This is a genomic window from Celeribacter sp. SCSIO 80838, from assembly GCF_056498065.1.
In genome coordinates this window covers 46,268-56,822 of the sequence record NZ_JAZKMA010000003.1, presented here as the reverse complement: position 1 = coordinate 56,822, position 10,555 = coordinate 46,268, and the positions used below count along the sequence as shown (strand labels likewise).

At 57.4% G+C, this 10,555-nt stretch carries 7 protein-coding genes and 2 pseudogenes; 6 read left to right on the top strand and 3 right to left on the bottom strand.

Going from position 1 to position 10,555, the window contains the following annotated elements:
• Positions 1–1,176, top strand: a 1,176-nt coding sequence (locus tag V1475_RS19940; RefSeq protein ID WP_479414222.1) for an AAA family ATPase, incomplete at its 5' end; no start/stop codon positions are given.
• A complete protein-coding gene (locus V1475_RS19935) occupies positions 1,173–2,264 on the top strand; it encodes a ParB/RepB/Spo0J family partition protein (RefSeq protein ID WP_479414221.1) in 1,092 nt (363 codons plus the stop codon). The genes V1475_RS19940 and V1475_RS19935, both read left to right, overlap by 4 nt.
• Positions 2,265–2,332: 68 nt before the next feature.
• Here V1475_RS19935 and V1475_RS19930 read toward each other — a convergent pair whose 3' ends face one another.
• Positions 2,333–3,379: a tyrosine-type recombinase/integrase gene (locus V1475_RS19930; RefSeq protein ID WP_479414220.1), complete on the bottom strand. Its 1,047-nt coding sequence runs from the start codon at positions 3,377–3,379 to the stop codon at positions 2,333–2,335.
• Between the two features lie 126 nt (positions 3,380–3,505).
• On the opposite strand from V1475_RS19930, the gene V1475_RS19925 reads away from it, so the two are divergent.
• From V1475_RS19925 to V1475_RS19915, 3 genes and pseudogenes are all read left to right on the top strand, one after another.
• Complete coding sequence (locus tag V1475_RS19925) at positions 3,506–4,390, top strand: DUF1403 family protein (protein WP_479414219.1); 885 nt, start codon at positions 3,506–3,508, stop codon at positions 4,388–4,390.
• A 2-nt stretch (positions 4,391–4,392) separates the two neighbouring features.
• Positions 4,393–5,007 carry an SMC-Scp complex subunit ScpB gene (gene scpB / locus V1475_RS19920; RefSeq protein WP_479414218.1) on the top strand — a complete coding sequence of 205 codons (615 nt, stop codon included), beginning with the start codon at positions 4,393–4,395 and terminating at the stop codon, positions 5,005–5,007.
• Positions 5,008–5,715: 708 nt separating this feature from the next.
• Positions 5,716–6,868, top strand: a pseudogene (locus tag V1475_RS19915) (IS3 family transposase).
• Positions 6,869–7,382: 514 nt separating this feature from the next.
• On the opposite strand, the pseudogene V1475_RS19910 reads toward V1475_RS19915, so the two are convergent.
• Both V1475_RS19910 and V1475_RS19905 read right to left on the bottom strand, forming a co-directional pair.
• Positions 7,383–7,853 (bottom strand): annotated as a pseudogene (locus V1475_RS19910) (IS3 family transposase); the annotation flags it as partial.
• Between the two features lie 341 nt (positions 7,854–8,194).
• Positions 8,195–9,034: a sulfotransferase family protein gene (locus tag V1475_RS19905; protein ID WP_479414217.1), complete on the bottom strand. Its 840-nt coding sequence runs from the start codon at positions 9,032–9,034 to the stop codon at positions 8,195–8,197.
• Positions 9,035–9,235: 201 nt separating this feature from the next.
• Between V1475_RS19905 and V1475_RS19900 the strand changes: the two genes are divergently transcribed.
• Complete coding sequence (locus V1475_RS19900; protein WP_479414216.1) at positions 9,236–10,543, top strand: MATE family efflux transporter; 1,308 nt, start codon at positions 9,236–9,238, stop codon at positions 10,541–10,543.
• Positions 10,544–10,555: the final 12 nt, after the last annotated feature.

Genomic DNA, 10,555 nt, shown 5'->3' with positions numbered 1-10,555 from the left:
GAGCTCATCTTCAAGGTCAATCAATCCACCATGCGTGGACGTCTGGCCGCCGACCCGTCCCTGCCGCAGGGCTATGTCGAGGAAGATGGGCGTCAGCGTTGGTATACGCTCGAAGAGATCAACGAGCTGCGCCGCCGTCTTAAGGTGAGCCGCAAGTCGCTCATGCCGACCCGTCCGGCGGGCAAGCGGGCGATCCGCGCGGCGATTGCGAACTTCAAAGGGGGCGCGGGCAAATCCACCGTGGCGCTTCACTTCGCTCATGCCGCAGCTTTGGATGGCTACCGTGTCCTTTGTGTCGACTTCGATCCGCAGGCGACGCTGTCCCACTCCATGGGGCTTTCGGATGTGGCCGAGGAATTCACCGTCTGGGGCATCATGGCGCGCGACCTCATCAATGAGACAGAGCGCATGAATGCCGCGACCCGGGGTGCGGAGAGCGGCTCCGCCCTGCCCCAACGCCGCCTGCCCTCTTCGATCACGGATATGGGCCTTTCCGATCTGCGCGTTGCGGATTTCATCAAGCTGACCAATTGGCCGACCATCGACATCATTCCCTCCTGCGCCAATGCGGCCTTTGTCGAATTCGCTTCCGCGCAATACCGCCACCTCAATCCGGAGTGGTCGTTCTTTGCCGCCGTGAGCCGCTATCTCGACACCCTGCCCGCCGACGCCTATGACATGATCATCTTCGACTGTCCGCCCGCGATCGGTTATCAGTCGATGAACGCGGTCTTTGCCGCTGACGTGCTCTATATTCCCTCGGGCCCGGGCTACTGGGAATATGACTCCACCACGTCTTTCATCGGTCAGCTTGCCGAAGCGCTCGAAGATCTCTCCGCCTTCAACGGTGTCGTCCCCGCGGGGACAAGCAATCTGCCGAAGGCGTTTCACGATATCCGTTTTCTGCTGACGCGGTTCGAAGCCGGCAATGAGCTGCACCGCGCGATGCGGGAGGCGTTTGAAAAGGTTTTCGGGGATAGGCTCACCCAGAACCCGATTGAGATGACCCGTGCCGTTGAGCAGTCCGGTCGCTTTTTGTCGTCGATCTATGAGACCGATTACCGCGACATGACGCGCGAGACATGGCGTCGCGCACGGTCCTCTTTCGACAATGCGTATGAAGAATTCCGTGGGCACCTTCTCGAGGCCTGGGGCAATCTGGAGGATGAGACATGAGCAAGAAACGCCGCGTCTTCGACATCGACTTTCCGACCGATCCGGTCGAAGTAGAGACCCCTGTCCCCGCAGGGACAGAGGAGCCAGAGGTGCGTGAAGCCCGCCGTGGCCCGATGGCCAGCGCCATTCAGGAAAACGCCTCCGCGCTCCGCGAACGCCAAGCTGCCGAGGCCGCGATCCGCGAGGAGAACGACCGCCTCGCCCATGATTTCGTGCGGATGAAAAAACAGGGTTTGATCGTCGATCTCGTCGCGATTGACGCCGTGTCCACGTCGAAACTCACCCGCGACCGGAGCATCACCCGCGATCCCGATCTGGACGAGTTGAAAATCTCCATTCGGGAGATTGGCCTCTCAAACCCGATCCGCGTGGAGCAGGTTGGCGATGGCTATGAGCTTGTGCAGGGGTTCCGCCGTCTCACCGCCTACCGCGAACTGTTCGCGGAAACGGGCGATGAACGTTTCGCAAAAATTCCGGCGGGCCTGATGTCGAGCGGTGAGGCTCTCGATGGACTTTACCGTCGGATGGTGGATGAGAACCTCGTGCGCCGTGATATTTCTTTTGCGGAAATGGCGGCGCTCGCGCGGGCCTATGCCGCCGATCCGGAGACCGCATGCGCGAGCGTCGAGGAGGCCGTCGCCATTCTTTACGTCTCTGCGAACCGGCAAAAGCGCAGCTACATTCGCCACTTTGCGACACTTTTGGATCATATCGGTGGCGCGCTCAAATTTCCGGAAGCGATCCCGCGTGCCCTTGGTCTCGATCTTGAGAAAAAGTTCGCGGACGATGCGGCGGCGGTGACGCGCGCGAAATCGCGGCTCGCGGCGGCGATGGCGACGACGGCAGAGGCCGAGATTGAGGTGCTGCGTGGTTTGCTCACCGAGGTGCGTAAGGCGGAAAAGAAAGCGCCGGCGGGAAAAGCCAACACGCTCAAAACCACGTTCCGCATGACTGTCCCCGCGGGGACAGTGCGTTGTGCGGTGCAGGATGGGCGACTTGAACTGCGGTCTGACATGGACTTTGGTCAGATGGAAAAGCAGAAACTGGAGGCCGCGCTGGCTGCGTTCTTTGCCGAACTGGACAGCTAGAGCACCCGATCAGATGACATGAGAAAGGCGGTCCAAGTGGCCGCCTTTCTCGTTTCACGATCTTGCGTTTAAAGCCCGGCGGCTTGCGTCAGATTGATCCGGAACCGATCCCGCCGCCGCTGATACCTGCGTGTCATTTCGACAGAGGCGTGGCCGAGGTGCTTTTGAATATAGCGCTCATCGACGTCCGCTGAGCTTGCCAGACCCGCGCGCAGGCTGTGACCGGAGAACAGCGCGAGACGCTCTTTCTCCGGAAGTTCTGCGCGCAGGCCTGCTTTCAGAACCGTGTGCTTGATGAGACGCGCGACGTGTTTATCGCTGAGGCGATCCTCCAAAGCGCGTTTTCCGTCGCGGGAGGTGCGCACGAACACAGGCCCGAAGCCGATCTTCGCGAAGTGCAGCCATTGCTCCAACGCATGAACTGGGCAGGTCGCGTCAGTTGAGCCGCGCCCGATTTCGACCTCACGCCAACCGGTCTTGGAATTGAGCTTGAGCAGCGCACCTTCCTCATAGATCGTGACCCAGCCGCCGCTGTCCTCTGTGTCGTCTTTGTGCACGTCAAGGCAGACAATTTCGGTCCGGCGCAAGCCACCCGCATAGCCCAAAAGCAGGATCGCCCGATCCCGCAGCCCGCGCAGATCATAGGGCAGGGTGGCGACCATGGCCTGAATGTCCTCCGAAAAGATTGCTTCCTTTTGGACCGGCGGGCGAGCGTGTTTGCGTTTGATGCCCGCGAGGATACGGGCGATGTGGCGTTCCTTGCGGTTCAGAGTCAGGCCGCGCTGCGCGTAATTCCATGAGAGACCGGAGAGGCGACGCTCGATGCTTGCCACCGTCAGAGGGGCGGTCTTATCCGAGGGATGTGCGAGGTCGGTGAGATAGAGACCGATGAGTTCCGGTGAGGGGGGCAGGGTGTCCGCTCCTTTTATCCGACACCAGCGCGAGAAATGCGCCCAGTCGGCGGCGTAGGCTTTCGCTGTGTTCTCCGCAACGGTGGCCCCCGCATAGGTGCGCGCGGTTTCTACAAGGCGCTCAAGCGAACCTGATCCTGCCACGTGATCGGGCAAGTCAATTTCCATGTCTTTGTGCGGCGGGTTTGTGGGTGTTTTGGCCATGTTTCGGAGCCTATAATCATTATGTCCGATAATGCAAACTTATTGGACATAATTAAGATCCACAAGTAGAGGCGGTTTTTACATCATATTGTGGACGAAAGCGCCGCCAAGATGTAGACTTTCGGCATGACATTTGCCCGATCAGATCACATCAGCGACCTCGACACGCTACCCCGAATGCCCACCTGGGTCACCTTCGCACGTGCTGAAACCCCTGAAGATGTCGCGTTTTTGTCGGGCGCGGCGCTCGCCCACCTGCATGTTGTGTTGGGACGTGAGGACGTGCCCCAAGCCTTGTTGCGGGATAGGCTCGCGCTGCGTGCGGCCGAGGCTTGTATGGCGTTTTCTGGGAGATCTGAGAGGACAAAGCAGCTGCGCGACGCCGTGCACTTTCTGCGCCCTGGCGATCTGCCCGGCCCGGCCGGGGAAACTTACCTTGCCTGGCGATACGCAGCGGAACGGTCAATTTCGATCAAGTCGCTTGCTCGGGCCTTGCCGACCTTCGAGCCGGGCCAGATCACGACGTGGCTCGATGCGGGGACAGGGGCGCCGGTGACCCGTGCCGCAATGGTGCTGGAGGCGCTGCTGACGGAAGCGCCCCGTGCCGACGTGCCTGCGCTGATCCTCGCGGATGCGGCGCTCGCGCAGGCGCTCGGCTGGGATCATCTCGTGCCGCTGCTGGCCCTGGGCCTGAAACGCGCCGACCTGCGCAAGCAGGGCGTTGACCTTCGCTTGGCCTGTCATCGGGCACTCATCTCTTCGGTGGTTGAGGCGGTGCGGCATGCCTCTGACCTTGCGCGTCGGGCGGCGCATCTGAAGGCGGTCGCACCCAAGCTGCGGGCCAAGGGAGCGGGCGACGCGGTCGAGATGTTCCTGACCCGCGATGCCGTGGCGCCTTCGGCCTTGCCTTTGCCGGATCGCGCCGCGAGGCGGCTTTGCGACCGGCTGGTCGACCTCGACGCTGTGCGCGAGCTGACCGGCCGTGATACGTTCCGGCTCTACGGGGTTTAGCGATGGCAAAGGATCGGTCAGAACCGGACCTAGATCGCGAGTTGACCGACCTGCCGCCTGAGCTGCGCTGGCGGGAATGGATGCGCCGGATCGAGGCGGTGCTCTTTGCCTCTGCCTCGCCGGTGCTGCGCGAAGACTTGGCCCGCGTGGTGGGGCAGGGGGCCTCGGTCGATCTGCTGGTCGAGGACCTTGCCGGCGATCTGGAAGGGCGGGCCTTCGAGATCGCCCAGGTCGCCGGCGGCTGGATATTCCGGACCCGGGGGGCCTACGCGCCCGCGATCCGCGCTGCGGCAGATGTCGGCAATCAACTGCTGGACTTGAGTGAATTCGACGTCGCAGTTCTGGCCGCCATCGCCTACCATCAGCCGATCACGCGCGACGGGCTCAAGGACATCTTCGGCAAAGAGATCAGCCGTGACCTGATTGGGCGGCTTCATGCGCGCAACCTGATTGGGACCGGGCCAAGGTCACCGCGACGTGGCGCGCCGTATACGTTTGTCACGACTGAGCAGTTCCTCGTCGCGTTCGGGTTGGAGAGCCTGCATGACCTGCCCGACAGAGAGCAGGTGGAGGACGCAGGTCTGGATGGCGAAGCATCAAAAGTCGACTTTTGGTAATCCGTTGTCGGTACCTGATGTAAACTCTGCCGTTCTGCTTCTCGTTTCATCCGGCCTTGTTGCATGGTTCACAGCTCAGGCGAGTGTTCCCCTTTCCCTGCTGGCGTCATGACACAGGCTGGATTTTTGCAGCCCCGAGGAGGGTCATGCGGTTGAGTGCTTTGAACGCGATGGTGGTTTCGGTGGTCTGGGTCTCCATCTTGCGGGCGCGCAACGCGGTGCCGATGACTTTCTTGTAGCGGCCGATCTGCGCTTCGACACGGGAGCGCTGGTTGTTGAGCTACCCCCAGAAAATCGGACGCTAACGTAAGCTAGGATTTGTTGTCTGCTGATCTTCGACGAGAAGGAGAATGAGACCTTGTCCGCCATTGATGGTGTGGATGGCCCCATCAAACGGCATCGCAATGTGCCAAGGTAGGTTTGACTAAAGCCACCGAAAGGAGTCATCTATGGAACAGCCTAACATGATCGGCCTCGATCTGGCCAAGAATGTCTTTCAGGTTCATGGCGTCAGCGCGAATGGGACCGAAGCGCCTTTGAGCGCGTGCCATTGATCGGGATCCGTCCGTCGGCTGACTTCATCAAGGCGCGCAGCGATAGAGCTGCAAATTGACGCCGTATACATGGCCGCGACCGACCGAAATGCCAACCCCAAACAAAGCTCTTGCCAAGGGGGCCATCCATACACGGTCCGAGGACAATGGTCGAATGATGTCGAAACGGAAGCAGCATTCGACTGAGTTCAAGGCGAAGGTGGCGCTTGAAGCGCTGAAGGGAGAACAGACGGTGGCCGAGTTGGCGAGCCGGTTCGAGAGAACAGGCGAACGCGGTGGCCAACGATTTTTTGTCACGAAAGCTCAAACCGTGGACCGCAAGTGAGGCGGAAGATGGTTGAACCCTCCAATCCTGACCTGTCCATCGGCAAGCAGTGCAAGTTGCTGTAAATCTCGCGGTCGTCGTTCTACTACACGCCCAAAGGCGACACGGCGACGAACCTGATGCTCATGCGCCAGATTGATGAACAATTCCTTGAGACACCGTTCTTCGGTGTGCGGAGGATGACCTGGCACCTGTGCACACCGAAGGCCATCTGGTGAACGAGAAACGCATACGCCGCCTGATGCGTCTTATGGGTCTGATGCCGATCTACCAGAAACCCAACACCAGCAAGGCGGCGAAGGGGCACAAGACGTATCACTCGCCATTGTGCTTGAACCAATGGCGCACAAGGCTCGTCTGCTGCGCGGGCTGCGGGTAGATCGGCCCAATCAGGTTTGGGGTGCGGACATCACCTATCTGCCCCCTCTCGGCAGATTTGCGTCGCAAATCGCCTGCCGGACAATGGATGCGGCGAGGGTTCCTCTATCTGGTGGGGATCATGGGCTGGCACACGCGCAAGGTGCTGGCCTGGCGCATCTCGAACACGCTGGAGGCGGACTTCTGCGTCGAGACGCTGAACGAGGCCATCGCCCGCTTCGGGCCGCCCGAGATCATGAACACCGACCAGGGCAGCCAGTTCACATCCTTTGCCTGGACCGACCGGCTGCGCCGATCGGGTGTGCGCATCTCAATGGATGGCAAGGGGCATTCATCGGGCTTACGCCGCGCCACTGGCGCGACGGTCCCTCTTCATCTCGACAACATCTTCGTGGAACGGCTCTGGCGGAGCCTAAAATACGAATGCGTCTACCTGCACGCCTGGGAAACAAGATCAGAGGCGAAGGCCGGTGTCGGCAAGTGGATCGCGTTCTACAACCGCAAACGTCCCCATTCTGCCCTTAGCGTCCCCCCCCCAGCCGTGGTCTATTGGCTGAGAAAAGAAGAAATCCAACCCGATCAGCAGGAGCCGAGAGTAGCTTAATTTACGCCAAATTCTGTCCAAGAGATGGGGGTGGCATCATCACGAACCGATTGCGTTCGAAACTCTTTTCCGTGCTCAGAGGCACATCGGGAGAAAATCCAATACCGCCCGTCTCCCACCAGCTGCCGCCGGGGGTCGGCTGGCAATTCAAATCCGTCACCGATCTCCCGAACATGAGACTGGCCAAAGCGACGGATGCGCCCGGGTGGTCACTGGCCAGAGCCCTTTCCCAGATTGCCCGTGCTTCTTGATCTGAAAGCGCCGCGAAATCCCCTGACCAGCCTCGTTCGCGTTCTTCTTCCTCGAACAGGCTGATTTGTCGGGCAACAAGCTCTTTGCCTCTCAGCGCAGGAGGCAGCAATTCGGTAAAACGATAATAGAGCAACTCGCGGTCTTCGGCTTGTTCTTCTGCGCTCGCCTCGGGATCAGTGCTGATGCTGTCGAAGACCGTGGTCACATCTTCCGTCTCGTCAACGATCAGGTCTGGCATCCACTGGCCAAGGTCATGAAATGACACTCTTCCGACCGAGGGTTCGATGTCGGCCTCGGCCAAGCGTTCGGTGTATTTTATCGACAGGTATTGCGACCCGCGGTCTGAGTGATGAACCAGGCCCACACCAGGCTGTCGCTGATGAACGGCCTGTTCCAAAGCGTCGAGAACGAAGCCCGTGTGAGCTGTGCGGCTGACGCGCCACCCAACGATCCGGCGCGCAAATGTGTCGATGACGAAAGCCACGTAGACAAATCCCTGCCAAGTCGCGACATAGGTGAAGTCACTGACCCAGAGCATGTTCGGTGCCGGCACCCGGAATTGCCGATTCACCTTGTCCATCGGGCAAGGTACTGATCTGTCTGGCACCGTCGTCTTGTGCGGCTTGCCCCGAATGGCGCCCTGAAGCCCCAGATCCCTCATCAACCGGGCTATGGTGCATCGGGCCACATCAAAGCCTTCTCGTCGCATCTGGCGCCAAACCTTGCGTACCCCGCAATGTCAATCGGCATTGAATGTTGACCCTTTATCGGCGCCCAATATTGACCCCCTTGTGCTAAGCAGGCCCGGCGCTGCGTAAAGGTTTACAAGAATGATGATTGTGACGCAGAGGCAAACTTCTACGCAGCTCTGGAAACTGAAACCATGGCCGCATAAGTTAAACCAAACAGCCTCGGGCAAACCCGGGGCGGTTCAATCTGCTGATCAAGCAGGATATGATCTAAGGTGTTGCGGCGACCGATTGAAACCGTCAGACGCATCGAAATGCGACGCTTGTAACACTGCAAATCCGCCACATAATTAAACCAACGGGATGATGCAGACCCTCGCTTAACTTAAGTAGCCATCTTTCCCAAAAACTTTGACGATGGACGGCTGACTAAACAACAGGCCTCGGGACTGGTATTCACAGTTTTCCAAAGACGGAGATCCGAGGCATAGTATTTTTCAACAATCGCGGTAATGGCCTCGTTTGTCTTTAGCGGTGCTGTATTCACCTCTATTCCCGACCAGTCTTTTCCCCAGGCGTCACCGATGTTTTGCAAGCCCATATCCATGCGCTCAAACACGGTGAGGGCATTCACGAGGAGTGTGCCATGCGCGTCACATATGAAGCTAATTTGTGGTTGAAAATGCGGCCATGCCATCAACTCTGTGAATGTGTCATCATCCGCATTGGCGCAGAACTCTTCAAAGGTCGCAAAGTTTGAGAGAGATTTTTCTGCAAAGGCTTTGTCGGTTTCAAAAGGCGTTTTGAATTTAAGGTAATCGAAGGCTGACCGAAGACGGGCTGCCGGGTTTCGTAAAATAGCGAATTTTTTGACCGCATCGAACGCGCTTTTGTCCAGCAATAACAGATATTGTGCCGAATGGTGTGCATTAATTTTTGTCGAGGTCTCGGGTGAAAAATCGGGATAAACGACGCTATTGATAAACGTCCCAGCATTTTTAGGAACATGAATGAAAGCGGCTCCGACCGAGTCATAAAGGTAGAATGGTGAAACCTTCCTTCCGATCACATAAGAAATACGTCGATAAAGAATCCGGGCTGAAACAAAAATCGCGTCAGGCAATACTCTTGCGATGCCCCTTTCATTTTTCAATAGGTCATGGGGCCTAGGAACAAAGGGCCCATGGCTACCCTCTCGCAAAAACTGTGCGTCGATCATCATCATCTATGAGCCAGACTTTCGAGTGGTTGTCGATATTTTCGTTTTCTCTCCTCCAAAAGATACCCTATTATCAACCCTCTGTCAGTAAACGACTTTGTATTCCACCAATTTTCTGCAGCGCAGATAAATCTCCTTGCTTTTCAAATTGGGAGGGGAAAATATATATTTAGTATTCGGGTGGAGCTATCCGCTTCCCCTAGACTGATGGGAGCGGATTTATTGCTTTTTCCTTCGAAAACAGCAAATTTTAAGGCAGCTTTGGGGCTGGCTGTTTTAAAGGTTGGCGCACTGCCTCTTACGATTTTGCTCTCTATCATTCTTGCGCGCGCTCTGGGGCCTGCAGATTATGGGCGCTACGCCTTTTTCCTATCCCTTGCGACAGTTCTCTCCATCCCGGCGGGCCAGGGAGTTGTAGCGCTTGTTCTGCGCGAGACAGCGCAGGCGAGGCAGGCTAATGACTTTTCCCTTATGGCGGGTGTTCGCAAACGCGCCCATCAGTTTCTTATTCTATTCACGACTTTGGTTTGGTTGGCGGGGGCGGTGTATGTTTTCTTCGTTCTGGATGGGAGCCAAATTTCTGCGCGACGATCCATCTATGCCGCAATGGTCTTATTCCCTGTGCTATCGATGCTTGCCATCCAGGCTGGTGTTTTACAGGGTCTACACCATGCGTTTGCATCACAAGTCGGCCAGCTCGCTCTGCGTCCGGGCATTGCTCTTTTTCTTGTGTTTCTTACCCTCTCTTTTGCACCATCATTCTCGCTTCAAATAGCGTTCATGACGCAGATTATAGCAGCCGTACTCGCTCTTACCGGTGCCCTCATATTCTTACGTCGTTTTACCCCCGCAGAGCTGTCAAACGCGGTCCCTCGATGCGAGGATCAGAAGTGGATGTCTGCGGTTTTGCCTTTTGTGTTTATCGCTTTCGCTAATACGTTTACTGCGGAAATAGGCATTCTCATTTTGGGGGCCGTTGGTAATGAAGTGAACGCTGGAGCGCTCAGAGTGGCTACAAGCGGAGCACAATTGCTTAGCTTTCCATTGTTCATCAACAATATGATCCTGTCACCTCAGGCCGCACAGATGTTTAAGGCGGGACAGATCGAAGCGCTTGCTGTGCGCAGTCGGAAATTTGCACGCCTTACTTTTCTCGTGTCTGCGCTCGCTGGTGTACCGCTTATACTGTTTGCTGGCCCAATCTTAGCGGTGACGTTTGGTCCAGAATACATCGACATCGCCAAACGCCCATTGCAAATTCTTTCTATTGGCCATCTTGTCAATGTATCGGTTGGGCCCGCAGGAATGCTTCTCTCAATGTCTGGGCACGAGGGCTCTGCTCTGTGGGGCCAATTGATTACACTGTTGGTTGTCATGATTCTCGCTGTTATTTTGGCGCCGCTTTATGGAGCAACAGGGGCGGCGCTTGCTGTTATAAGTGGTACAATTGCAGGTCGGGTCGTACTAGTGCGTCTGTGCGTGCGGATTTTAAAGTTCCGCCCGACAGTGATTTGACCGATGAAGAAA